Origin of the sequence: Pseudomonas sp. GV085 (assembly GCF_003050925.1) — a bacterium.
Classification (GTDB): Bacteria; Pseudomonadota; Gammaproteobacteria; order Pseudomonadales; family Pseudomonadaceae; genus Aquipseudomonas.
The window spans coordinates 187,347-211,226 of the sequence record NZ_QAOV01000013.1 but is presented as its reverse complement, the minus strand read 5'-3'; the positions used below and the strand labels follow the sequence as shown (position 1 = coordinate 211,226).

The window sequence follows — 23,880 nt, the reverse complement described above, 5'->3', positions numbered from 1 at the left end:
CGCTTCGGCGGGTTTTTTCATTCTGGTGTTCAAAAATCAGGAGTCAGAAATGAGCCAAATCACTGTACGTTCCGTTGCCTATCAGATTGACGGCCAGGCTTATGAAAGCCGTCTGGCCTTCGATGCCGACCAGAAAGGCCCGCGCCCGGGTTTGTTGATGGCGCCGAACTGGATGGGCGTCAGCGCCGGTGCCGAGGAGATCGCCAAGTCGGTCGCCTCCAAGGGTTATGTGGTACTGATCGCAGACCTTTACGGTCAATCGGTTCGTCCGACGAACAATGACGAGGCCGGCGCGGCCATGATGCCGTTGAAGAATGACCGCCCATTGCTGCGCAAGCGCATGCAGGTGGCGTTCGAGCAGCTGCAGAGTCAGGGTGAAGTGGCTGTCGATACTTCGAAACTGGCCACTTTCGGTTTCTGCTTCGGCGGTTGCTGCGCCCTGGAGCTCGCCCGTACCGGCGCACCAGTGAAAGTGACGGTATCGTTCCACGGCACGCTGGACACACCGACCCCGGCCGATGCGAAAAACATCAAGGGGAAGGTACTGGTGCTGCACGGTGCCTCCGATCCATTGGTGCCGAAAGAGCAGTTGCCGGCGTTCGAAGATGAAATGAACGCGGCCGGCGTGGACTGGCAGTTGCTGAGCTACGGCGGTGCGTTCCATTCGTTCACCGACCCGCACGCCAACGTGCCGGGCATGATGATGTATGACGCGAAGGTGGCTGCCCGGGCGTTCACGTCGATGCATAACTTGCTGGATGAAGTGTTCAAGGGCTGATGCTCTTTCAGACACTGACTGATCAGGTGACTGATTGGGCCTCTTCGCGAGCAGGCTCGCTCCCACATTGGAATGCTTTTCCCCTGTGGGAGCGAGCCTGCTCGCGAAGGCGGTTTCACGGGCAACTAAAATCTCAGGGCAATTCGATCCGCTCGCTTTCCCCCGGCACCGTCGGCCAATCCCCGGCCGCCCAGCGCCGGCGTGCTTCATCAATCGCCGCCGGATCGCTCGCGACAAAGTTCCAGTTGATCCGCCGTGGCCCGTCCAGCGCAGCACCGCCAAACAACACAGCGTGACTGTCGCTTTCAGCAAACAGGGTCATCTCTTCCCCGGCAGGCAGTACCACCAGCGAATGCGGCTCCAGCGGCTCGCCATCCAGTTGCACCTCGCCGCTCAGAACATACAGCGCACGTTCTTCATGCTCGGTGGGGATCAGTAATGTCGTCGCCGTTTGCAGGTGCAGTTCCGCGTACAGCGTAGGAGAAAGCACCGGCACTGGTGATTCCAGGCAAAAGCCCGACCCGGCAATCATGCGGATCTTCACCCCCAGGTTTTCGCTGACCGGCAAAGTCGACGCCGGATGGTGACTGTAATGCCCCGGACCTTGCTCTTTGTCCTTGGGCGAAGCCAGCCAGATCTGCAGGCCGTGCATGGTGAAGCCGCTTTCTCTCAGGGCTTCTGGCGTGCGTTCGACATGGGCGATGGCGCTGCCGGCCGTCATCCAGCTGACATCGCCAGTCCCGACCACCTGATCGGAACCGAGGCTGTCCTTGTGCTGGATCTGCCCCTGGAACAAATAGGTGAGGGTAGACAGGCCAATGTGCGGATGCTGGCGGATGTTCATGCCTTTGCCCGGTGGATAACGGGTTTCCAGCATGTGGTCGAAAAACACGAAGGGCCCGACGCTGCGGCACTTGGCCGATGGCAGCGGGCGAAGAATCGGCTGGCCCTCGACATCTTCAGTGCGGGGGCGGATCACGAGCGGAGTGTTCATGGTGCGTTCCAGGCTGAGCGGGTAATACGTTCGAGCATAACCCGCTTGCGCAGCCCTTGCCGCTATTGGCTGAACGCGCCTTCGGACAAGTGCGTTTCGATGCGCACTTCAGACGTGGTCATCAGCTTGTGGATCGGGCAGCGATCGGCCACGCGGTGCAGCTCTTCGCGCTGGGCGTCGGTGAGTACGCCTTTGAGGGTCAGTTTGACGTGTAGCGCGTATTGGCCTTTCTGTTCCAGGCTGTTGTCGCGCTTGACCTCCACGCCGACACCGGTCAGCGGGATGTTCTTCTTTTTGGCATACAGCTTCAGGGTCAGGGCCTTGCAGGCGCCTAGCGCGGCATCGAAATAATCGTGCGGTTCCGGCGCAGAGCCATCACCGCCGGCCGTGACGGGCACGTCGGCGAAGAGTTCGTGGTCATCGATTTGTACGCTGTGGCGAAAACCTTCGGCAGAAACGGTGTTGACAGTAACGGTCATGGGAAACCTCGCAGGCGACAGGAAAACTCATTCGATCAAAAAAGACCTTGAGAGCATAGAGCCATCGCGCTTGTCGGGTGTTCCAATCTGTAGGAGCGAGCTTGCTCCGGGCGGCGCTCCGATGATGATCTCAATGGCACCGCGTGTATCCGCAAGGGCGAGTCATCGTTAAAGTCCATCGCGAGCAAGCTCGCTCCTACAGTTGTCGATCCGGATCAGCTGCCTTTGACTTCCTTGCCGTTGACCGTGCCATTCAGGAGCATGATGTTGTACTCCTTACCGTCAGTTTCGACTTGTTGCAGGCGGACCAGCAGGTAATCCCAATCCTTGGCGAACCACATCACGGTAATGCGTTTGTTCTGTGTCGGGTCGCGTACACGTTCAACCTTGATTGCATCGATCTTGCCGGCCTTGGTGTCGACCTTTTCCGGGCCCAGCACGCGGAAGTCATAGGTGTCGACTTCATCGCCGTCGACTACCTGATAGCTCATGCTTTTCTTGCCGGCAGCAACGTCCTGCTGCAAGGCCAGTTGGTAGGTGGATTTGTCGACCATGCCACGGTTCAACGCAACCTTTACCGGATCACCGCGATCGGTGCCGGTGATCATCTTGGTGTTCCAGTCGAAATCCAGATCCGATTTCTTGGCTTTGCCCAGACCGCCGCGTTCAAAGTGGTACGACACGGGAAGGAGCGTGTCCTTGTCCTGTGTCAGGGTGCTTTCCTCGGACAGGCTGGCGATCATCATCGATGCCTTGAAACTCAGTTTCCATTTGCCATCACTGGTTTTTTCGAGGTTGCGCTCGGCAGTGCCACTCATGGGCAGCTGTTTCCAGTCGGCGGTGTAGCTGGCGGAGAAAGGTTGAAGTTCTGCCGCCTGGGCGAAGGGCAAGGCGAGCAGAGCGCAAGCGAAGAGCAGGGCGCGACGCATAAAATCTCCTAGGTTCGAATCAAGTGGCCGCTGGCCGCGAGTAACTGTCCGTCCAGTAAAGCACCTTGTTCACCGAGTGATAAACGACCTTCAGCAAACCAGCGTACGGCCATCGGGTAGATCAGGTGTTCCTGAACATGGACTCGCTGCGCCAGACTCTGCGGCGAATCCTGTAACTCTACCGGTATTACAGCCTGTACGACCAGTGGTCCGCCATCGAGTTCCTCGGTGACGAAGTGCACGGAGCAGCCGTGCTCGGTGTCGCCGGCCTCCAGTGCGCGCTGATGAGTGTGTAACCCTTTGTATTTGGGTAGCAGCGAAGGATGGATATTGAGCAGGCGACCCTGATAGTGGCGTACGAAGCCTGCGCTGAGAATGCGCATGAATCCGGCCAGTACCACGAGTTCGGGGTTGAAGGCGTCGATCAGTTCGATCAGCGCGGCGTCGAAGGCCTCGCGACCTTCGAAAGCCTTGTGATCCAGGGTGCGGGTATCGATACCCGCGTCCCTGGCGCGTTGCAGGCCGTAGGCGTCGGCGCGGTTGGAAATCACCGCAGCGATGCGAACCGGGCTGTCGCCGGTCCGCGCGCTGTCGATCAAGGCCTGCAAGTTACTGCCGGTGCCGGACAACAGCACCACCACATCACAGGTTTTAGGCATTAGTGCGCCTTAAGGTTCTTCAGTTCGACCTGAGCCGCGCCTTCGGCAGCGGTGGCGATCTGGCCGATGACCCAAGGCTGCTCGCCCGCTTGACGCAGCACGTTCAGCGCGGTTTCAACGTGCTCTTGAGCAACGCAGATAACCATGCCCACGCCGCAGTTCAGCACGCGGTGCATTTCGTTTTCGTCAACGTTGCCTTTCTCTTGCAGCCAGTCGAACACGGCAGGACGGGTCCAGCTCGCGACGTCAACCACGGCTTGTGCGCCCTTTGGCAGAACGCGCGGGATGTTGTCCAGCAGGCCACCACCGGTGATGTGGGCCATGGCTTTGACCGCGCCGGTTTCCTTGATCAGCTTGAGCAGCGGCTTCACGTAGATGCGGGTCGGGGCCATCAGCAGGTCGGTCAGCGGCTTGCCGTCGAGCTGGGTGTTTTCGATGTCGGCGCCGGATACTTCGATGATCTTGCGGATCAGCGAGTAGCCGTTGGAGTGCGGGCCGGAAGACGGCAGGGCGAGCAGGGCATCGCCAGCAGCAACCTTGGAGCCGTCGATGATTTCGGATTTTTCCACGACGCCGACGCAGAAACCGGCCAGGTCGTAGTCTTCGCCTTCGTACATGCCCGGCATTTCAGCGGTTTCGCCGCCAACCAGCGAGCAGCCGGACAGTTCACAGCCAGCACCGATGCCGGTCACGACCTGGGTCGCGGTTTCGACGTTCAGTTTGCCAGTGGCGTAGTAGTCGAGGAAGAACAGCGGCTCGGCGCCGCACACCACCAGGTCGTTCACGCACATGGCAACCAGGTCGATGCCGATGCTGTCGTGCTTGTTCAGGTTCAGGGCCAGGCGCAGCTTGGTGCCAACGCCGTCAGTACCGGAAACCAGCACCGGCTGCTTGTAGCCGGCCGGGATTTCGCAGAGGGCGCCGAAACCGCCCAGGCCGCCCATGACTTCCGGGCGCGCAGTGCGCTTGGCGACGCTCTTGATGCGTTCGACCAATGCTTCGCCGGCGTCGATGTCTACACCGGCGTCTTTGTAGCTCAGGGAGGGTTGCTTGCTCATGATCCAGGCCTTTAGGGGGGGATTTCTGGGTAACGACCGAGTCCGTCGGGAACGCCGAAACTGCGTAGGCGAGAGCCATGCGCGCTATTCGGACACTACCCGGCTGTTGCCGGTCTGCGAAGGCGCGCGATTTTATCAGGCTTGAGCCGCAGCGGCCATCCTCAGGCCGACAGCAGGGCCATATCCGTTCAAAAAAAACCATTAATGCGCGGTGTCGGTGGCATCCTGCATGGCTGTATAAGGTGTCGCGATTAACCGTCTATCGTTATGACAGTGCGAAAACTTACCCGGAACGTGTGAATGTTTTGCGTCGGGCAATGGTCACAGTCTTGCTCGATCGCTTTCATGCGGTCTGTTCCAGCCGCTCTTGTCGTCAGGAATCTTCCATGCGTTTTTGTAAATTCTTGCTTGTGAGTTGTTTGTCAGTGGTCAGCCTGGCCAGTCATGCCGAAACCGTCAAAGGCCTTTACCAGGTACGCGAGCCGGTGGATGGCCAATCGCCCGAGGAGCGCGACCAGGCGACTCAACGTGCGTTGGACACATTGGTATTGCGCCTGACCGGCGACCCCAAGGCCGCTCAAAGTCCGGGTCTGGCAGCGATTCGCAAAGACCCGCAACAGATCATCAGCCAATACGGCTTTGATGCCGGGCCGCCGGAAGTCCTGAAAGTCGATTTCGATCCGGGCACCACCGAGCAGGCCTTGCGCCGCGCCGGCCTGGCGATGTGGGGGGCCAATCGGCCGTCGATCCTCGGCTGGTGGTTGAATGACTCCACCGAGGGTTCAAGTCTGGTGGGCGACGGTCAGGCCAGCGCGGCGCCATTGCGTCGGGCTGCTCAACACCGTGGTTTGCCATTGCGCTTGCCATTGGCAGACCTGAACGAACAGATCGTCGCGACCGCGCCGAATCTGGAAGGCGCAGATCCCGCGCCATTGAATGCCGCTTCGGAGCGCTACAACGCCGACGCCTTGCTCGCGGTACACGCCAAGGAGGAGGGCGGGCAGTGGCAAGCCAAGTGGCAATTGTGGCTGGGGGATAAAAAAGAGGCAGGCAGCGTGCAAGGCGCCGATCAGGCGGCCGTGGCCGATGCGGTGATGCTGGCGGTCAACGAGCGCCTGGCGCCGCGGTTTGTTGCCAGGGCCGGTGCTTCGAGTGAGCAATTGCTGGAGGTGCAAGGCATGAATCTTGAACACTACGCGTCCCTTGGGCGCTTGCTGGAGCCATTTGGCGGGCGTGTGCAAAGTGTCGACGGCGACCGGATTGTCTATAGGGTCAATGGCAGCGCCGATCAACTGCGTGCACAACTGTCGCTGGCGAGGCTGCAGGAAGCTCCAGCTGGTCAGGCCCCAGCCCCGGCAGTGCCGGTTCAACCTGCCGCCGGTGGTGCGGTGCCTGCCCCGGCGCCAGCCCCGACACCGCAGCTGCGTTTTCGCTGGTAGTTTTTCTTTCTTTATATAGAAGCAATGGAGTGGTTCATGGCCGATAGGCGGTGTTGGTTCTGGCTCGGTGGGGTGATCCTGCTTTGTGCGTTTGTCTGGTTGTTGCATCCGATCCTGACGCCGTTCCTGGTGGCGCTGCTGTTGGCCTACCTGTTCGACCCGCTGGTGGATCGGCTGGAGAAGGCAGGCTTGTCTCGAACCTGGGGTGTCGTGGCGGTGTTTACCCTGTTTACATTGATCTTTACCGCGCTGCTGTTGGTATTGGTGCCGCTGCTCGCCAGGCAGTTGTTTCGTTTGTATGAGCTGGCCCCGCAGATGCTCGACTGGCTACAACACACGGCGCTGCCCTGGGTGCAATCGAAGTTCGGCCTGTCGGAAGGTTTCTGGAAGTTCGACAAGTTGAAGGCAGCCATCAGCGAGCATATGGGTCAGACCACTGATATTGTCGGTGTCGTGTTGAGCCATGCCACGGCCTCGGGGCTGGCGTTGATCGGCTGGCTGGCGAATCTGGTGCTGATCCCGGTGGTGAGCTTCTATCTGTTGCGCGATTGGGACTTGATGATGTCCAGGATCCGCAGCCTGCTGCCTCGTGATCGTGAAGCGCGCGCGGTATCCCTGGCGGGTGAATGCCACGAAGTGCTCGGAGCCTTCGTTCGCGGACAGTTGCTGGTGATGGTGGCCTTGGGTGTGATCTACGCAGCGGGCCTGATGCTGGTCGGTCTGGAGCTGGGCTTGTTGATTGGCCTGATTGCCGGTCTGGCGGCGATCGTGCCGTACATGGGGTTTATCATCGGCATTGGCGCGGCGCTGCTTGCGGGGTTGTTCCAGTTCAGTGGTGATCTTTACCCGATGCTCGGTATTGTCGCGGTGTTCATGGTCGGCCAGGCGCTGGAGGGTATGGTGCTGACGCCGTTGCTGGTGGGTGACCGGATTGGCCTGCACCCGGTGGCGGTGATTTTCTCGATTCTGGCCGGTGGTGAGCTGTTTGGCTTTACCGGTGTGCTATTGGCATTGCCGGTCGCGGCGGTGATCATGGTGCTGGTGCGTCATGTGCATGATTTGTATAAGGATTCTGAGATCTACGGGAGTGTCGACGAGCCGGAGTCGTAAGGGGCGTCGATGGGTGATGGCGGGTTGCCCGGGTTCATGGCGGGTCAGCCTGCTTGCATCGCGCGACTGTCACATGCACCGCCAAAGAAACTGTCATAAAACCGATGCATTAACGCAAACCTTTGATTTTGCTTGTGGTCTGTCGCATTGTGCGACCCGGCTCACGGGTATAAACTTCGCAAACTTTACACAGAGGCCACTAACGGTTCCTTTGGAACTGTTCAGTCAGGATGAAACCGATTCAGCTGCCCCTAGGTGTGCGTCTGCGTGACGACGCCACCTTTATCAATTACTACCCAGGCGCCAATGCCGCTGCACTCGGCTATGTCGAGCGGCTGTGCGAAGCCGACGCCGGCTGGACCGAGAGCCTGATATACCTTTGGGGCAAGGATGGGGTAGGGCGGACGCATCTGTTGCAGGCCGCCTGCCTGCGCTTCGAGCAATTGGGGGAGCCTGCGGTCTATCTGCCGCTGGCCGAGCTGCTCGATCGCGGTATTGAAATTCTCGACAACCTTGAACAGTACGAACTGGTCTGTCTCGATGACCTGCAGGCGGTTGCCGGCAAGGCGGACTGGGAAGAGGCGCTGTTCCATCTGTTCAATCGCTTGCGCGACAGCGGCCGACGCTTGCTGATTGCCGCGTCGACATCCCCCCGTGAATTGCCGGTGAAGCTGGCGGATCTCAAGTCGCGCCTGACCCTGGCCTTGATCTTCCAGATGCGCCCGCTTTCCGATGAGGACAAATTGCGCGCCTTGCAATTGCGCGCATCTCGTCGCGGACTGCACCTGACAGACGAAGTCGGGCATTTCATTTTGACTCGCGGTACCCGCAGCATGAGTGCGCTGTTCGAGCTGCTCGAGCGTCTCGATCAGGCCTCCCTCCAGGCTCAGCGCAAGCTGACAATCCCGTTTTTGAAAGAAACCCTCGGCTGGTAAACCCGCTGAATCCGGGGCTTTTAGCCAGTTCGGCGAATTGCAGGCAGCACAAACCCCCCGCTTTTCTGCCCGGTTACAGGCTGCGCGTATGTTTAAAATGGGCTTAAGCGCTTAGATGTAAACGGGAAACGGATAAGTCACAAAAAGATCGATTGAATTTGCAAATGAGGATGATAGAGGGCATAGTCTCGGCTTCTTTACAACTATCAGCCACGGTCGTGCCCATGCTAAACCGCTTCGCACCCCTCGTGCCTCTCGCACTCGTCACCCTGTTGTTCGGTTGCGCTGCCCACACTCCGGTGTCTCAGCAAGAGCAACAACAGCATGTTCAAAACTCCGTTACTGCCCAGTCTTCCGCTCTCTTTCAGGAAGAGCTGGCTACCGAAAAAGAACTCGCAGACTTCGCTGGCGGCAAGTCCTACCAGCTTCCGGTTCTGGCCGACAGCATCCTCGAACGTGGCATGTCCCTGATCGGTACCCGTTACCGTTTCGGCGGTACTTCTGAAGCCGGCTTCGATTGCAGCGGTTTCATCGGTTACCTGTTTCGCGAAGAAGCGGGCATGAACCTGCCACGCTCCACCCGCGAAATGATCAACGTGGACGCTCCGCTGGTCTCGCGCAGCAAGCTTGAGCCGGGCGACCTGCTGTTCTTCGCAACCAATGGCCGTCGTGGCCGTGTCAGTCACGCCGGGATCTACCTGGGTGACAACCAGTTCATCCACTCCAGCAGCCGCCGCAGCGGTGGTGTGCGGATCGATAGCCTGGGCGACAGTTACTGGAACAAGAGCTTCATCGAAGCCAAGCGCGCCCTGGCGATGGCACCTAACGCGTCGCCAATCGTCACTGCACGTAAATAAGCGCACAGATTGTAAGGTAAACTTAAAGTCTTACTTGAAGTTTGCCATATAACCGCTAAAATCCTGATGTATGAATGATGGCAAACCGCCTGCGCCCCGCGCAGGCGGTTTTCTTTTCTGCACTCCCGGCAGAAAAAGCCGCAGCCAGATCAGGATGCTCTGCTTATGACGACGTCGGCCCGCCTCGCAATCATGTTCTTCGCAGCGCTGCTCAGTGCCTGCGCCAGCCGTACACCGCCACCTGCGCAGGTGGTTCGCGCTCCCATCGTATTTGGATCCCCGCAAGCTTTTTCGCCCGAGGCCGAAGACGTGCTGTTTCGCGCGCTCGGCCTGGTGGGCACGCCTTATCGTTGGGGTGGTAATACGCCGGATTCCGGATTTGATTGCAGCGGCCTGATCGGTTATGTGTATCGCGATGTCGCCGGTATTTCCTTGCCGCGCACCACTCGCGAAATGATCTCCATGCAAGCGGCGAATGTGGGCAAGGAAGGCCTGCAAACCGGTGACCTGATTTTCTTCGCCACCAATGGCGGTTCCCAGGTCAGTCATGCCGGCATCTACGTGGGAGAAGGGCGCTTCGTCCACGCACCGGCCACCGGCGGCACCGTGAAGCTCGACAGTCTGTCCAAGGCCTATTGGCAAAAAGCTTATCTGAGCGCCAAGCGTGTTCTGCAGCCTGAACATCTGGCGCGCAACCCGTAACGTCCGGAGCTGCTGATCATGACTGCTCGCACGCTTAATCTCGACGACGCCCTGTACCAATACCTGCTCGATGTCTCCCTGCGCGAAACGCCACTGCTCAAGCGCTTGCGCGATGAGACCCAGGCGCTGCCGATGGCACGTTGGCAGGTGGCTCCGGAGCAGGGGCAGTTTCTCGCTTTGCTGGTGAAACTGACGGGAGCCAGGCGCTTGCTCGAAGTCGGCACTTTCACCGGTTACAGCGCCCTGTGCATGGCATCGGCATTACCGGCTGACGGCTCGCTGACTTGCTGCGATATCCCTGGCGACTACAACGCCATCGCACGGCGCTATTGGCAGGAGGCGGGGCTCGCCGGACGGATTGACCTGCGCCTGGCCCCGGCGCTGGAAACCCTCGCCGAGCTTGAGCGACAAGGGCGGGGCGGGCAGTACGACCTGGTGTTCATCGATGCCGACAAGGCCAACTACCCGAGTTATCTGGAACACGCCCTGGGATTGCTGCGGGTCGGCGGGCTGGCGGTGTTCGATAATACTTTGTGGAGCGGGCGCGTGCTCGAGGCCAACCCCGAGAGCGCGGACACCCGGGCGATCCAGGCGCTCAATCGGGCCTTGAAAGACGATGCGCGGGTGGATTTGTCGTTGTTGCCGATCGGCGATGGTTTGACTCTGTGTCGTAAACGCTAGCTGTCCTGTTGAAATCGACCCCTCCTGCAACTCCCAATGATCAATGACTTGAATTCGATGTTGGCACCCAACGCGCCTTGAAACGAAGTGCGCAGCCTTTTCGTATTTGTTGCATTCCCTACCTTCTACCCTGTTCGCTAGATTGCGGTTATCCAGCAGTCCGGTCGTATTGGCTCGAGCTGCAATCACCCCAAATACGAAGAGCAATACATGAATAAGACACTGACCCTACTTGGCAGCGCATTCCTTCTTGCGGGAGCGTCTTGCGCTTTCGCTGCCTCCAGCACGGACCTGACGGTCACCGGCACCATCACGCCGGCTGCGTGCACGCCGAGCCTGTCGAACGGCGGTCTCGTGGACAACGGCAAGATCTCGGCAAAGGACCTCAATCCAACCCAGAATACTGTACTTGGCAAACACCCACTGCAATTGACCGTGGCTTGTGACGCATCGACTCAATTCGCGCTGAACCCGATCGATAACCGAGCTGGTACGGAATCATCCAGCGGTTGGTTTGGCCTTGGACTCACCAACGCGAACGAAAAACTCGGTTTTGTTTTCGTCGGTGTCAGAAACGCTTTGGCGGATGGGCAACCGGCGAGCGCGATCAGCTCCGAAGACGAAGGTCTGACCTGGCTATCAACCCGCTCGACGTCTCCCGGCATCCTTTTATCAGTAGGTTCCGCCTCCGACTCCAGTGCACCGATTGCGGTAAAAGACCTGACGATGGATTTTGAGGTTTATACCTTCATCGCCCCCGCCAACAACCTAACCCTGACCGACGAGGTGGACATGGACGGCTCGGCGACATTTGAAATGAAGTACCTGTAAGTTCCCAGCTCTAAGCCGCTCGTGGTGTCCATGCGAACAATGGTTCAGTGCTGTCTCTCGTCCCTTCGGAGCATTCACTGTTAGTTGCCGAACACCGCAACCTATTTTGCCGTTGATTATCTGGCAGCCGACACCCGCCACACCTTGTTCCCTGTGTCATCGGCCACCAACAGGTTACCCTGCCGGTCGATCACCACGCCCACCGGGCGACCCATGGAGTGGGAGATCCAGGTCTTCGGCAAAAGCGGCGAGCCCTGTGCAGAGCGCGATAACGAGAGCGAGCGGGGGCGTGCGCATGCTGGTCTTCCCTATGAATGCCTTGTTCTAATCATAGAGAAGCGTTGTCGTGCGATGGTTCAACGCCTCAGCCGCGAGCTTCCTTGAACAGCACCGCGATGCCGGGGTGATAGTTGCCGGCTTCGTTGCGCAATTTGCGATAGGCGTATGGGAAATACCAGGCGACCGCGCAGGTGTGCTCCTTTTGCAGGTCGTCGACCATGTCCTGGAGTTCTTCCGGCGTGGCGCCTTGCTGGGCTTTTTGCGGGGCGACGAACAGGCAGCCGAGTTTCAGGTCGCTGGCGTGGCTCACGCGCTTCGCATCGCTGGCGATGTCGAGCAGGGCCTGGCTCAGGTTGAGGCTGTTGACCCGTGGCCAGCGCTGGGTGGTCTGGATGTAGGCGCGGGTTTCGGGCGAGGCGAGGAACAGGTCGGCACGGCTGTTGCGTTCGCCTTCTTCGGTCTGCTTGCGGGTTGGCGTCTGTTGCAGCGTGACCATCTCGGCTATCCAGGCGGCGGCAGACAGCAGTCCGAGATTGGCCTTTTCGTCGTGCCAGTACGGTGTGTCGCCATCGCCGCGGACGGCGTTGTAGCGGTCGATGCATTCGAACCAGCGCTCGAGCACCGGGCGCAGGAATTCCAGCTTTGGATTGCTGATGATCATGCCTTGCATGGGCTCACCCTTGTTGTTGTGTTGTGAGGTTGTGGCTCTTTGATATCACTGCTGAGAGCGTGGCACAAGATTGACGTCAGTTTATTGATCGACGGCAGTTATTCGGCAAGTGGCCTCCCGGCTTTAATTGACGCTCCACCCCCAACCCTCTAACCTTCGCGGCTTGTTTCAGGTGCTCTGTGACGTGGGTCGACAGAGTGAAACAGGGAAGCCGGTGAGTGAGTTCTTCTGATGGTCGAAGGCCCGCAATTCCGGCGCTGCCCCCGCAACGGTAAATGAGTGAAAACTGTGTCTGATGCCACTGTGTCGATTCGATTCGATTCGATGCGGGAAGGCGCACAGTCTGGCCCCAGGCCACTCATGAGCCCGGAGACCGGCCTGATTCATCCAGCGGCATCACGGTGGGCGATGCCAGGCTTAGTTGCCTTCTATTCTTGTGCCTGCCCGCCGTTATTCCTGCCTCAACGGAGAGCTCCCCATGACTGATACCCCCGATCGTGACGAACGCCACCTGGCGCGCATGCAGCGCAAAAAAGCCGTGATCGACGAGCGCATCGCCAATGCCCCGAACGAATGTGGCCTGCTGCTGGTGCTGACCGGCAACGGCAAGGGCAAGAGCAGTTCGGCCTTCGGCATGCTCGCCCGCGCCATGGGCCACGGCATGCAATGCGGCGTGGTGCAATTCATCAAGGGCCGCAACAGCACCGGAGAGGAGCTGTTCTTCCGGCGCTTTCCCGAGCAGGTGCGCTTTCATGTGATGGGCGAAGGTTTTACCTGGGAAACCCAGGACCGCCAGCGCGACATCGCCGCCGCCGAAGCCGCCTGGGCGGTGTCGCAGCAACTGCTGCGCGATCCGTCCATCGGTCTGGTGGTGCTCGATGAGCTGAACATCGCCCTCAAGCACGGCTACCTCGATCTCGATCAGGTGCTCAGCGACTTGCAGGCCCGGCCACCGATGCAACACGTGGTAGTCACCGGTCGTGCCGCCAAGCCGGAAATGATCGAGATGGCTGACACCGTCACCGAAATGGGCGTGATCAAACACGCCTTTCAAGCCGGGATCAAAGCGCAGAAAGGCGTCGAATTGTGAGTCAGCCTCGGCACTGCCCGGCGGTACTGATTGCCGCGCCGGCTTCCGGCCAGGGCAAGACCACCGTCACCGCGGCGCTGGCCCGACTGCATCGCAATCAGGGGCGCAAGGTCCGTGTGTTCAAGTGCGGCCCCGACTTTCTCGATCCGATGATCCTCGAGCGCGCCAGCGGTGCGCCGGTGTATCAACTGGACATGTGGATGGTTGGTGAGCAAGAAAGTCGCCGGCTATTGTGGGAAGCCGCCGCTGAAGCCGACCTGATCCTGATCGAAGGTGTCATGGGGCTGTTCGACGGTACGCCGTCGAGCGCCGATCTGGCGCGGCATTTCGGTGTACCGGTGCTGGGTGTGATCGATGGCACTGCCATGGCCCAGACCTTTGGCGCCCTGGCCTTGGGGCTGGCGCGTTATCAGCCGGACTTGCCATTCGCCGGCGTGCTGGCCAATCGCGTCGGCACGCTGCGCCACGCGCAACTGCTCGAAGGCAGCCTGACTGAAGGTTTGCGCTGGTACGGCGCGCTGTCCCGGGAAACCGGGATCGAACTGCCGAGCCGGCACCTGGGGCTGGTGCAGGCCAGTGAGTTGAACGATCTCGACCTGCGCCTCGATGCTGCCGCCGATGCTCTGGCCAGCAGTTGCGAGGTTGCACTGCCACCGGCGGTCGAGTTCGCCGCCCCTGATGTCATTGCAGCCGAACCGCTGCTGGCCGGTGTGCGCATTGCTGTTGCCCGTGATGAAGCCTTTGCGTTCACCTACGGCGCGAGCCTGGATTTGCTGCGGGCGATGGGCGCCGAGTTGTCGTTCTTCTCGCCGATCCGCGACTGTGCATTGCCGGAGGCCGACAGCCTGTATCTGCCGGGTGGTTACCCGGAGCTGCACCATGTCGCGCTGGCGCAAAACACCGTGATGCTCGATGCGATCCGCGCCCACCACCGGGCAGGAAAACCGTTGCTCGCCGAGTGTGGCGGCATGCTGTATCTGCTCGATTCCCTGACCGATGTCGAGGGCACTCGCGCCGAACTGGTTGGCTTGCTGGCCGGTGATGCGGTCATGCAAAAGCGTCTGGCCGCGCTGGCGTTGCAAGCGGTGGAACTGCCGGAAGGTTCGCTGCGCGGGCACACCTATCACCATTCGCTGACCACCACAGAGCTGGCGCCGATAGCCCGTGGCTTGAGCCCTAATGGCGGGCGCGGGGCAGAGGCGGTCTACCGTGAGGGGCGGATGACCGCTTCTTATGTGCATTTTTATTTCCCGTCGAACCCTTCGGCGATTGCCGCACTGTTTGCGCCGGACCTTGAAGCCGCCTTCGCTGCGATGCGGCGATCCGACAAGCCAGCTCCTACAATGGATCAGCTAGCCCCTGTAGGAGCTGGCTTGCCAGCGAAGCGGTCATGACGGACAACGCATTTTCCGAAGCCGAACGCGCAGCGGTCTATCGCGCCATCGCCGAACGCCGCGACATGCGCCACTTCAGCGGCGGCACCGTCGAGCCCGAATTGCTGCGGCGCCTGCTCGAGGCCGCACACCAGGCCCCCAGTGTCGGCCTGATGCAGCCCTGGCGCTTCATTCGCATCAGTGATCGCGCCTTGCGTGGGCAAATCCAGGCCCTGGTGGAAGAGGAGCGTATCCGCACCGCCGAAGCCCTCGGCGAGCGCAGCGACGAGTTCATGAAGCTCAAGGTGGAAGGCATCAACGATTGCGCCGAGGTACTGGTCGCCGCACTGATGGAGGACCGCGAGCAGCATATCTTCGGCCGCCGCACGCTGCCGGAAATGGACATGGCCTCGCTGTCCTGTGCGATCCAGAACCTGTGGCTGGCATCCCGCGCCGAAGGGCTGGGCATGGGCTGGGTGTCGCTGTTCGAACCGCAAGCCCTGGCCGATTTGTTGATGTTGCCACCTGGAGCCAAACCTCTGGCCGTGCTGTGCCTGGGGCCGGTGAAGGCGTTCTACCCGGCGCCGATGCTGGTGCTCGAAGGCTGGGCGCAGGCGCGTCCGCTACATGAATTGCTGTATGAAAATTATTGGGGAGTAAGTCAATGAGTGTGGCGTTGTTGAGTGTCGCCGCGGTTGCGCTGGATGCGCTGCTGGGCGAACCCAAACGCTGGCATCCGCTGGTGGCGTTCGGCCGTTTTGCCGACCGCATCGAGCAACGCTTCAACGGCGGCGGTCGCGGCTGGCGCAGTCATGGCGTCACCGCGTGGGTGATCGCCGTGTTGCCGCTGACGCTGTTGGTCACGGCATTGTCCTGGGCGCCTTATGTCGGCTGGATCGTCGAGATTCTCGCGCTCTATTGCGCCCTCGGCATGCGCAGCCTCGGTGAGCACGTCACGCCTGTGGCCAAGGCATTGCGCGGCGATGATCTTGATGAAGCGCGCAAACGCGTGAGTTATCTGGTCAGCCGTAAAACCAGTGATCTGGATAAAACCGAAGTCGCCCGTGCCGCCACCGAGTCGGTACTGGAAAACGGCAGCGACGCAGTGTTCGCCGCGTTGTTCTGGTTTGCCGTGGCGGGTGCGCCGGGCGTGGTGCTCTACCGCCTGAGCAATACGCTGGATGCGATGTGGGGTTATCGCAATGAGCGCTTCGAACGGTTCGGCTGGGCGGCGGCGAAGGTCGACGATGTGCTCAATTACATACCTGCGCGCCTGGTGGCACTGACTTACGCGCTGCTGGGCAAAACCCGGCTGGCGTTGAAATGCTGGCGCACCCAGGGCCCGACCTGGGACAGCCCGAATGCCGGCCCGGTGATGGCGGCAGGGGCGGGCGCCCTTGGTGTCGAGTTGGGCGGTGCGGCGATTTATCACGGCGAACTGCATCAGCGTCCGCAGTTGGGCGAAGGCGTACCGGCGGATGCCGACTCCATTGACCGGGGCTGGCAATTGGTCCAGCGCGGGGTATGGTTATGGCTGCTGATTCTCTGCCTGGGGGCCGAATTTTATGCTTGAGCACGGTGGGCGATTGCGCAAGGCGGCGCTCGAATACGGCATAGAGGAAGCCGACTGGCTGGACCTGTCGACGGGCCTTGCGCCCTGGCCGTTCCCGGTGCCGGATATTCCGCTGCGGGCCTGGGCCCGTTTGCCGGAAGCGGACGATGGTCTGGAGCAGGCCGCCTGTGATTACTACGGCACCTTGCAGGCATTGCCGGTGGCCGGCTCGCAAATGGCGATTCAACTGCTGCCGCGATTGCGTCGGGCGGGCAAGGTCGGCGTGCTGTCGCCGTGTTACGCCGAGCACGCTGAAGCGTGGCGTCGTAATGGCTACATCGTGCGTGAAGTGCTGGAACACGAAGTCGATTTCTTTATCGACAGTTTCGACGTACTGGTGGTGGTCAACCCGAATAACCCCACAGGCCTGAACCTGACGCCCAGTCGTCTGCTCGACTGGCACGCGCGGCTGGCCCAGCGCGGTGGCTGGCTGGTGGTGGATGAAGCGTTCATGGATAACACGCCGCATCTGAGCCTGGCTCCGTATGCCCATCAAGTCGGGTTGATCGTCTTGCGCTCCTTCGGCAAGTTTTTCGGCCTGGCCGGAGTGCGCCTGGGGTTTGTGTTGGCCGAGCGCAAGTTGCTCAAGTTGCTGGCCGAACAAGTGGGACCGTGGGCCGTGAGCGGGGCAACCCGGGTAGTGGGCCAGGCCTGCCTGCGCGATACCGAGGGGCAAACGCGGCAGCGAGTGCGCGCCGATGAGGCCAGCGAGCGCCTTGCGTCGTTGTTGGCGCAACACGGCTTCGAGCCTCAGGGCTGTTGTGCGCTGTTCCAGTGGCTGATCACCGAGCGCGCCGAAGAACTGCAGGAATTCATGGCCCGGCGTGGCATTCTCCTGCGATTGTTCACGCACAACAGCAGCCTGCGATTCGGCTTGCCCGGTGACGAAATCGCCTGGGTACGTCTGGCGCGGGCGTTCGAAGATTTCGCCAAGGAAAACCAATGACCACGCTGATGGTGCAGGGCACCACATCGGACGCCGGTAAAAGCACGCTGGTGACCGCGCTGTGCCGTTGGGCCACGCGCCAAGGCGTCAGGGTGGTGCCGTTCAAGCCGCAGAACATGGCCCTCAACAGTGCGGTGACCGCCGACGGTGGCGAGATCGGCCGCGCCCAGGCGGTACAGGCCCAGGCCGCGAACCTTGAGCCGCACACCGACATGAACCCGGTGTTGCTCAAGCCCAACAGTGACACCGGTGCCCAGGTGATCATCCATGGCCGCGCCGTCACGACCATGAACGCCGTCGCCTATCACGACTACAAAACCATCGCCATGCAAGCGGTGCTGGCCTCCCACCAGCGCTTGAGCGCGGCGTATCCGCTGGTGATGGTCGAGGGCGCAGGCTCGCCGGCGGAAATCAATCTGCGGGCCGGCGATATTGCCAACATGGGCTTTGCCGAAGCGGTGGATTGCCCGGTGCTGCTGATCGCCGATATCAATCGCGGCGGGGTTTTCGCCCACCTGGTAGGCACCCTCGAACTGCTGTCGCCGAGCGAACAGGCGCGGGTCAAAGGCTTCGTCATCAATCGTTTTCGTGGCGACATCGCGTTGCTGCAACCCGGTCTCGACTGGCTCGAGGAGCGCACCGGCAAACCGGTGATCGGCGTGCTGCCGTACGTGATGGATCTGCACCTGGAGGCCGAGGACGGCATCGATCAACGCCAGGCCGATAAAGCTGAACAGGTGCTCAAGGTGGTGGTGCCGGTGCTGCCGCGCATCAGCAACCACACCGATTTCGATCCGCTGCGCCTGCATCCGCAAGTGGACCTGCAATTCATCGGCCCCGGCCAGGCGATTCCGCCTGCCGACCTGATCATTCTTCCTGGCTCGAAAAGTGTGCGTAGCGACCTCGCGTACCTGCGGGCCAATGGCTGGGACACCGCCATCGCCCGGCATCTGCGTTACGGCGGGAAACTGCTGGGAATTTGTGGCGGCCTGCAGATGCTCGGTGAGCAGGTGCATGACCCGCTGGGCCTCGAAGGTGCGCCGGGTTCCAGCGCCGGTTTGGGGCTGCTGGCGTTCGAAACGAAGCTCGAACAAGAGAAGCAGTTGCGCAATGTGCGGGGTCGTCTGGCACTGGAAGACGCGCCGGTGGCGGGTTATGAAATTCATGCCGGCGTGACCACCGGCCCGGCCCTGGAAAACGCCGCCGTGCAGCTGGATGACGGGCGCTGCGATGGTGCGCAAAGTGCGGACGGGCAGATATTCGGCACCTATCTGCACGGGTTGTTCGAATCGCCGGCGGCATGCAGTGCGCTGTTGCGCTGGGCGGGTTTGCAGGAGGTGCAGGCGGTGGATTACCACGCCTTGCGCGAGCGTGATATCGAACGGCTGGCGGATCTGGTGGAAAAGCATCTGGATACCGGGCTGTTGCGGGAACTCTGTGGGATTTGATGCGTTTTTGAGACCGCTATCGCGAGCAGGCTCGCTCCTACAGTTGACCGCGTTTCCATGTGGGAGCGGGCTTGCCCGCGATGAGGCCAGTCGCCTCCCCGAAGATTTTAAGGAATAAGCAATGCTCCAACTGATCCTCGGCGGCGCCCGCTCCGGCAAGAGTCGCCTGGCTGAAAAACTCGCCATCGACAGCGCGCTGGCCGTGACCTACATCGCCACCAGCCAGCCACTCGATGGAGAAATGAGCGAACGGGTGGCCCATCATCGCGCCCGTCGTCCTGCCGAATGGGCATTGATCGAAGAGCCGGTGGAACTGGCCCGGGTGCTGCGCGAATCCGCCCGTGCCGACGGTTGCCTGTTGGTGGATTGCCTGACCCTGTGGCTGACCAATCTGCTGATGCTCGACGATGCCGAGCGTTTGCAAGCCGAACGTGATGCCTTGCTGGACTGCCTGGCGTCGCTGCCGGGTGAAATCATTTTTGTCAGCAACGAGACTGGAATGGGTGTCGTGCCGCTGGGCGAATTGACTCGCCGCTATGTCGATGAAGCCGGTTGGCTGCATCAAGCTCTGGCTGCGCGCTGTCAGCGTGTCGTCCTGACCGTCGCCGGCCTGCCCCTGACTCTGAAAGGAACTGCGTTATGACTCAATCCTGGTGGCTGAACCCGTGCAAGCCGGTCGATACCCAAGCGATCGAACAGGCGCAGGCGCGGCAGCAGCAACTGACCAAACCGGCCGGCTCCCTCGGTCAACTGGAGTTGGTGGCGGTGCAACTGGCGGGTTTGCAGGGGCGGGTCAAACCGAGCCTGGAGCAGGTGTGGATCGCGATTTTTGCCGGTGATCATGGCGTCGTCGCCGAGGGTGTGTCGGCGTTTCCCCAGGAAGTCACCGGGCAGATGCTGCACAACTTCGTCAGTGGTGGTGCCGCGATCAGCGTACTGGCGCGGCAACTGGGCGCTTCCCTTGAGGTGGTGGACCTCGGCACGGTGACGCCGTCGCTGAACCTGCCGGGTGTGCGCCACCTGAACGTCGGCCCGGGTACGGCAAACTTTGTACAGGAACCGGCCATGACCCAGGCCCAGGGGCAACTCGCCTTGCAGGCCGGCCGTGACAGTGTGCAGCGGGCAATGGCTACCGGTGCGCAGTTGTTTATCGGTGGCGAAATGGGCATCGGCAACACCACCGCTGCCAGCGCCCTGGCGTGTGCGCTGCTCGATTGCCCGGTGGGCCATTTGACCGGGCCAGGCACCGGGCTCAACGCTGAAGGTGTCAGCCACAAAGCCCGGGTGATCGAACGCGCCTTGGCATTGCATGGCGCGCAGCGTGGCGATGCCTTGCAGACCCTGTTCAACCTCGGCGGTTTTGAGATCGCCGCGCTGGTCGGTGCTTATCTCGCCTGTGCCCAGGAGGGTGTCGCGGTGCTGGTGGACGGCTTCATTTGCAGTGTCGCGGCGCTGGTTGCGGTGCGCTTGAATCCTGAATGCCGTGAGTGGCTGTTGTTCGGTCATCGCGGCGCCGAGCCGGGGCATCGTCATGTGTTGGAGTCCCTGAACGCGCAGCCGCTGCTCGATCTTGGCCTGCGCCTGGGCGAAGGCAGTGGCGCGGCGTTGGCTGTGCCGCTGCTGCGTCTGGCTTGCGACCTGCACGGGCAGATGGCGACTTTCGCCGAAGCCGCCGTGGCAGATCGACCGGTATGACCTTGCGCGTGGATCTGTTGCGGCACGGTGAAACCGAACTCGGCGGTGGTCTGCGCGGCAGTATCGATGATGCGTTGACCGATTTGGGCTGGGCGCAGATGCGTGCCGCTGTAGTCGGGCAGGGGCCATGGGATCGGCTGGTCAGTTCACCCTTGCAGCGTTGTGCGCGGTTTGCCGAAGAGCTCGGTGTGCAATCGGGTGTGCCGGTGCACCTGGATAAAGACCTGCAAGAGTTGCATTTCGGCGCCTGGGAAGGGCAGAGCGCGGCGGCGTTGATGGAAACCGACGCGCAGGCGCTGGGTTTGTTCTGGGCCGATCCGTATTCGTTCACGCCGCCTCAGGGTGAGCCGGTAGCGGACTTTTCGGCGCGGGTGCTGGCGGCGTTGGAGCGGTTGCACGCGACCTGTGCCGGTGAGCGCATTTTGCTGATCAGCCATGGCGGTGTGATGCGCCTGTTGCTGGCACAGGCTCGCGGGCTGCCACGAGAGCAACTGCTCAACGTTGAGGTCGGGCATGGCGCACTGTTTTCGCTGACGCTGGAGTCTGCTGGCGTATTGAAGGAAGTGCTCTGACCATGCTGCCATTCTGGATCGCCCTGCAATTTCTCAGCAGCCTGCCGATTCGCCTGCCCGGCATGCCTGAGCCCCGGGAACTGGGGCGGTCGTTGCTGTTTTATCCGCTGGTGGGATTGCTCTTCGGCGTGATTCTGTGGGTAGTGAACTGGCTGCTGCTTGGAGCGCCGACGTTGCTGCACGCGGCGTTACTGTTGAGCGTGTGGGTACTGCTCAGCGGTGGGTTGCACCTGGATGGCCTGGCGGACAGTGCCGATGCCTGGCTCGGCGGTTTTGGCGACCGTGAGCGTACGCTGACCATCATGAAAGACCCGCGCAGCGGGCCGATCGCGGTGGTGACGCTGGTGCTGGTGCTGTTGCTCAAGTTCACCGCGCTGCTGGCGTTGATCGAGCAGCCGCATTCGCTGGCATTGATCATCGTGCCGTTGATAGGTCGCAGCGCATTGCTCGGCTTGTTCCTGAGCACGCCCTATGTGCGTGCCGGTGGCCTGGGCCAGGCATTGGCCGATCATCTTCCGCGTTCGGCGGGCAGACAGGTATTGGTGGTCAGTGCGCTGGCGTGTGTGTTGATCGCAGGCGTCAGCGGTGCGCTGGCGGTGGTGTTGGCAGTGCTGGGGTTTGTCTGGCTGCGCCAGGTGATGTTGCGGCGCCTGGGTGGAACGACGGGCGATACGGCAGGTGCAATGCTGGAGTTGCTGGAGGTAGGGGTGTTGGTTGGATTGGCATTAGCCTGAGCGCCGTAGTGGTGAATGTTCCGGCCTCTTCGCGAGCAGGCTCGCTCCCACAGGGTTTCAGTTTTGTTGACACAATAGTGGGCACACCGAAAATCTTTGTGGGAGCGAGCCTGCTCGCGAAAGCGATTTTCGGGACACCGCCTGATCACTGAACAAACTCCATGCCACTTGATTTAACCGACTCGCGGGTATATACACGCACCATGCTCGATTCCCAATGTTTATGCATCAACCTGCGTCGTGCCGCCCGCGGCGTCAGCAGGCATTACGACGGCGCTCTCGACGGCTTCGGGATCAACGTTGCGCAGTATTCTTTGCTGTGCAACCTGCAACGCCTGGATCAACCGAGCATCTCGACCCTGGCCGAGGCCATGGGCCTGGATCGCAGTACCTTGGGGCGTAACTTGCGGGTGCTGGAGGGTGATGGCCTGGTGACGCTGGTCGAGGGCGAGGACATGCGTAACCGCATCGTCCTGCTGACCGAGGCCGGGGCAGAGCGTCTGAAGGCTGCCTTGCCGGCCTGGGAAGCCGCTCAGCAACGTTTGATCGATCGCTTGGGCCCCGAGAAGCGCGAAACCTTACTCAAGCTGCTGGACGAACTGGCGTGATGCCGGTTTTTTCGATCATGAGCGGGTATATACCCGCAACCGGAGAACAACAATGACATCGATGTGGCGTACATGTGGTTGGGTTTTGTTGGGGAGTGCGCTGATCCTTGCGTTGTCTCTGGGGGTTCGACATGGCTTCGGGCTGTTTCTGGCACCCATGAGCGCCGAGTTCGGCTGGGGCCGTGAAGTCTTTGCCTTCGCCATCGCCTTGCAGAACCTGATCTGGGGCCTCGCTCAGCCATTCACCGGCGCGCTGGCCGACCGCTTCGGCGCGGCGAAAGTGGTGCTGATCGGTGGCGTCCTGTACGCAGCCGGGTTGATTTGCATGGGGCTCTCCGACTCGGCGGTGACCCTGTCCCTGAGTGCCGGCCTGCTGATCGGCATCGGACTGTCCGGTACGTCGTTCTCGGTGATTCTGGGTGTAGTCGGCCGCGCGGTGCCGCCGGAAAAACGCAGCATGGGCATGGGGATCGCCAGTGCTGCCGGTTCGTTCGGCCAGTTCGCGATGTTGCCCGGCACCCTCGGTTTGATCGGATGGCTTGGCTGGTCCGCGGCGCTGCTGGTGCTGGGCTTGCTGGTGGCGTTGATCGTGCCGCTGGTGAGTATGCTCAAGGACAAGCCGCTGCCCGTCCTGGGCCACGAACAGACCCTTGGCGAAGCACTGCGCGAAGCCTGCTCCCACTCCGGATTCTGGCTGCTGGCGTTCGGCTTTTTTGTGTGCGGGTTCCAGGTGGTGTTCATCGGTGTGCACTTGCCGGCCTATCTGGTGGATCAGCATCTTCCGGCGACGGTCGGCACCACGGTGCTGGCGCTGATCGGCCTGTTCAACATTTTCGGCACCTACACGGCAGGATGGCTTGGCGGGCGCATGTCCAAGCCGCGTTTGCTCACCGGTTTGTATTTGCTGCGGGCGGTGGTCATTGCGTTGTTCCTGTGGGCGCCGGTGACCACCACCACGGCCTATTTGTTCGGCATGGCCATGGGCTTTTTGTGGCTGTCGACGGTGCCGTTGACCAACGGTACGGTGGCGACCTTGTTTGGCGTGCGAAACCTGTCCATGCTCGGCGGGATTGTTTTCCTGTTTCACCAGCTCGGTTCGTTCCTGGGCGGCTGGCTGGGTGGCGTGGTGTATGACCGTACCGGCAGCTATGACTTGATCTGGCAGGTCGCGATTCTCCTGAGCCTGTTGGCCGCCGCCCTGAACTGGCCGGTGCGTGAACGGCCGGTGGTGCGCCTGCAAACACAAATGAGTGCAACATGAACAGTCTCTGGCCTCGTATCACGGTTTTCGCTGTCTGCGCCTTGCTGCTTGCCCTGACGTGGTGGGGCTGGCATCAGGGCGGGCTGGCGCTTTTGCAGTTGGGCATGGGGACTTGCTAGCGTGCGGCGAGGGCGAGTAAC

General features: G+C 61.2%; 27 protein-coding genes, 1 pseudogene and 1 riboswitch. Of the genes and pseudogenes, 21 read left to right on the top strand and 7 right to left on the bottom strand.

The window, feature by feature from the left end; genetic code table 11:
• Positions 1-49: 49 nt before the first annotated feature.
• Entirely contained in the window at positions 50-778 is a 729-nt protein-coding gene (locus tag C8K63_RS24670; RefSeq protein WP_108219045.1) for a dienelactone hydrolase family protein, read from the top strand.
• Positions 779-911: 133 nt separating this feature from the next.
• Here C8K63_RS24670 and C8K63_RS24665 read toward each other — a convergent pair whose 3' ends face one another.
• The 5 genes from C8K63_RS24665 to purM form a co-directional block, all read right to left on the bottom strand.
• Positions 912-1,772 carry a pirin family protein gene (locus tag C8K63_RS24665; RefSeq protein WP_108219044.1) on the bottom strand — a complete coding sequence of 287 codons (861 nt, stop codon included), beginning with the start codon at positions 1,770-1,772 and terminating at the stop codon, positions 912-914.
• Between the two features lie 62 nt (positions 1,773-1,834).
• Positions 1,835-2,251 carry an OsmC family protein gene (locus C8K63_RS24660; protein WP_108219043.1) on the bottom strand — a complete coding sequence of 139 codons (417 nt, stop codon included), beginning with the start codon at positions 2,249-2,251 and terminating at the stop codon, positions 1,835-1,837.
• Positions 2,252-2,466: 215 nt separating this feature from the next.
• Positions 2,467-3,180 carry a DUF3108 domain-containing protein gene (locus tag C8K63_RS24655; protein ID WP_108219042.1) on the bottom strand — a complete coding sequence of 238 codons (714 nt, stop codon included), beginning with the start codon at positions 3,178-3,180 and terminating at the stop codon, positions 2,467-2,469.
• Between the two features lie 8 nt (positions 3,181-3,188).
• Positions 3,189-3,839 carry a phosphoribosylglycinamide formyltransferase gene (gene purN / locus C8K63_RS24650; RefSeq protein WP_108219041.1) on the bottom strand — a complete coding sequence of 217 codons (651 nt, stop codon included), beginning with the start codon at positions 3,837-3,839 and terminating at the stop codon, positions 3,189-3,191.
• On the bottom strand, positions 3,839-4,897 hold the full coding sequence (gene purM, locus C8K63_RS24645; protein WP_108219040.1) for a phosphoribosylformylglycinamidine cyclo-ligase: 1,059 nt from the start codon (positions 4,895-4,897) through the stop codon (positions 3,839-3,841). The genes purN and purM overlap by 1 nt, the downstream gene beginning before the upstream one ends.
• 386 nt (positions 4,898-5,283) lie before the next feature.
• On the opposite strand from purM, the gene C8K63_RS24640 reads away from it, so the two are divergent.
• The 7 genes from C8K63_RS24640 to C8K63_RS24610 all read left to right on the top strand — a co-directional run bounded on the left by C8K63_RS24640 (position 5,284) and on the right by C8K63_RS24610 (position 11,452).
• Positions 5,284-6,336 carry a DUF2066 domain-containing protein gene (locus C8K63_RS24640; RefSeq protein WP_108219039.1) on the top strand — a complete coding sequence of 351 codons (1,053 nt, stop codon included), beginning with the start codon at positions 5,284-5,286 and terminating at the stop codon, positions 6,334-6,336.
• Positions 6,337-6,372: 36 nt separating this feature from the next.
• Complete coding sequence (locus tag C8K63_RS24635) at positions 6,373-7,446, top strand: AI-2E family transporter (protein ID WP_108219038.1); 1,074 nt, start codon at positions 6,373-6,375, stop codon at positions 7,444-7,446.
• Positions 7,447-7,676: 230 nt separating this feature from the next.
• Positions 7,677-8,381, top strand: a complete 705-nt coding sequence (gene hda, locus C8K63_RS24630) for a DnaA regulatory inactivator Hda (RefSeq protein ID WP_007898944.1) — start codon at positions 7,677-7,679, stop codon at positions 8,379-8,381.
• Positions 8,382-8,605: 224 nt separating this feature from the next.
• Positions 8,606-9,238 carry a C40 family peptidase gene (locus C8K63_RS24625; RefSeq protein ID WP_108219037.1) on the top strand — a complete coding sequence of 211 codons (633 nt, stop codon included), beginning with the start codon at positions 8,606-8,608 and terminating at the stop codon, positions 9,236-9,238.
• Positions 9,239-9,403: 165 nt separating this feature from the next.
• Entirely contained in the window at positions 9,404-9,940 is a 537-nt protein-coding gene (locus C8K63_RS24620; RefSeq protein WP_108219036.1) for a C40 family peptidase, read from the top strand.
• Positions 9,941-9,958: 18 nt separating this feature from the next.
• Positions 9,959-10,621, top strand: coding sequence for a class I SAM-dependent methyltransferase (locus C8K63_RS24615; RefSeq protein ID WP_108219035.1), 663 nt, complete (start codon positions 9,959-9,961; stop codon positions 10,619-10,621).
• Between the two features lie 210 nt (positions 10,622-10,831).
• On the top strand, positions 10,832-11,452 hold the full coding sequence (locus tag C8K63_RS24610; protein WP_108219034.1) for a DUF1120 domain-containing protein: 621 nt from the start codon (positions 10,832-10,834) through the stop codon (positions 11,450-11,452).
• 116 nt (positions 11,453-11,568) lie between these two features.
• Here C8K63_RS24610 and C8K63_RS24605 read toward each other — a convergent pair.
• Together C8K63_RS24605 and C8K63_RS24600 are read right to left on the bottom strand one after the other, a co-directional pair.
• Positions 11,569-11,670, bottom strand: a pseudogene (locus C8K63_RS24605) (hypothetical protein); the annotation flags it as partial.
• A gap of 146 nt (positions 11,671-11,816) precedes the next feature.
• Complete coding sequence (locus C8K63_RS24600) at positions 11,817-12,401, bottom strand: hypothetical protein (protein WP_108219033.1); 585 nt, start codon at positions 12,399-12,401, stop codon at positions 11,817-11,819.
• Between the two features lie 153 nt (positions 12,402-12,554).
• Positions 12,555-12,798: riboswitch (cobalamin riboswitch) on the top strand.
• 81 nt (positions 12,799-12,879) lie between these two features.
• Here C8K63_RS24600 and cobO point away from each other — a divergent pair.
• The 13 genes from cobO to C8K63_RS30990 all read left to right on the top strand — a co-directional run bounded on the left by cobO (position 12,880) and on the right by C8K63_RS30990 (position 23,859).
• Positions 12,880-13,491 carry a cob(I)yrinic acid a,c-diamide adenosyltransferase gene (cobO, locus tag C8K63_RS24595; RefSeq protein WP_108219032.1) on the top strand — a complete coding sequence of 204 codons (612 nt, stop codon included), beginning with the start codon at positions 12,880-12,882 and terminating at the stop codon, positions 13,489-13,491.
• On the top strand, positions 13,488-14,885 hold the full coding sequence (locus C8K63_RS24590; RefSeq protein ID WP_108219031.1) for a cobyrinate a,c-diamide synthase: 1,398 nt from the start codon (positions 13,488-13,490) through the stop codon (positions 14,883-14,885). The genes cobO and C8K63_RS24590 overlap by 4 nt, the downstream gene beginning before the upstream one ends.
• Positions 14,882-15,532 carry a 5,6-dimethylbenzimidazole synthase gene (gene bluB, locus C8K63_RS24585; protein WP_108219030.1) on the top strand — a complete coding sequence of 217 codons (651 nt, stop codon included), beginning with the start codon at positions 14,882-14,884 and terminating at the stop codon, positions 15,530-15,532. The genes C8K63_RS24590 and bluB overlap by 4 nt, the downstream gene beginning before the upstream one ends.
• Positions 15,529-16,437, top strand: a complete 909-nt coding sequence (gene cbiB, locus C8K63_RS24580) for an adenosylcobinamide-phosphate synthase CbiB (RefSeq protein ID WP_108219029.1) — start codon at positions 15,529-15,531, stop codon at positions 16,435-16,437. The genes bluB and cbiB overlap by 4 nt, the downstream gene beginning before the upstream one ends.
• The gene (gene cobD / locus C8K63_RS24575; RefSeq protein ID WP_108219028.1) at positions 16,430-17,422 is read left to right on the top strand and encodes a threonine-phosphate decarboxylase CobD; all 993 of its coding nucleotides are present in this window, start codon (positions 16,430-16,432) and stop codon (positions 17,420-17,422) included. The genes cbiB and cobD overlap by 8 nt, the downstream gene beginning before the upstream one ends.
• Positions 17,419-18,870 carry a cobyric acid synthase gene (locus tag C8K63_RS24570; RefSeq protein WP_108219027.1) on the top strand — a complete coding sequence of 484 codons (1,452 nt, stop codon included), beginning with the start codon at positions 17,419-17,421 and terminating at the stop codon, positions 18,868-18,870. The genes cobD and C8K63_RS24570 overlap by 4 nt, the downstream gene beginning before the upstream one ends.
• A gap of 121 nt (positions 18,871-18,991) precedes the next feature.
• Complete coding sequence (cobU, locus tag C8K63_RS24565; RefSeq protein ID WP_108219026.1) at positions 18,992-19,513, top strand: bifunctional adenosylcobinamide kinase/adenosylcobinamide-phosphate guanylyltransferase; 522 nt, start codon at positions 18,992-18,994, stop codon at positions 19,511-19,513.
• A complete protein-coding gene (gene cobT / locus C8K63_RS24560) occupies positions 19,510-20,565 on the top strand; it encodes a nicotinate-nucleotide--dimethylbenzimidazole phosphoribosyltransferase (RefSeq protein ID WP_108219025.1) in 1,056 nt (351 codons plus the stop codon). The genes cobU and cobT overlap by 4 nt, the downstream gene beginning before the upstream one ends.
• Positions 20,562-21,137 carry an alpha-ribazole phosphatase family protein gene (gene cobC, locus C8K63_RS24555; RefSeq protein ID WP_108219024.1) on the top strand — a complete coding sequence of 192 codons (576 nt, stop codon included), beginning with the start codon at positions 20,562-20,564 and terminating at the stop codon, positions 21,135-21,137. Before cobT ends, cobC begins: the two co-directional genes overlap by 4 nt.
• Before the next feature lie 2 nt (positions 21,138-21,139).
• On the top strand, positions 21,140-21,871 hold the full coding sequence (locus C8K63_RS24550) for an adenosylcobinamide-GDP ribazoletransferase (protein ID WP_108219023.1): 732 nt from the start codon (positions 21,140-21,142) through the stop codon (positions 21,869-21,871).
• Positions 21,872-22,074: 203 nt separating this feature from the next.
• Positions 22,075-22,479 (top strand): MarR family winged helix-turn-helix transcriptional regulator, encoded by a 405-nt coding sequence (locus tag C8K63_RS24545; RefSeq protein WP_108219022.1) that lies wholly within the window; start codon positions 22,075-22,077, stop codon positions 22,477-22,479.
• A 52-nt stretch (positions 22,480-22,531) separates the two neighbouring features.
• Entirely contained in the window at positions 22,532-23,740 is a 1,209-nt protein-coding gene (locus C8K63_RS24540) for an MFS transporter (protein WP_108219021.1), read from the top strand.
• Entirely contained in the window at positions 23,737-23,859 is a 123-nt protein-coding gene (locus C8K63_RS30990) for a hypothetical protein (protein WP_256594990.1), read from the top strand. Before C8K63_RS24540 ends, C8K63_RS30990 begins: the two co-directional genes overlap by 4 nt.
• Positions 23,860-23,880 lie beyond the last annotated feature (21 nt).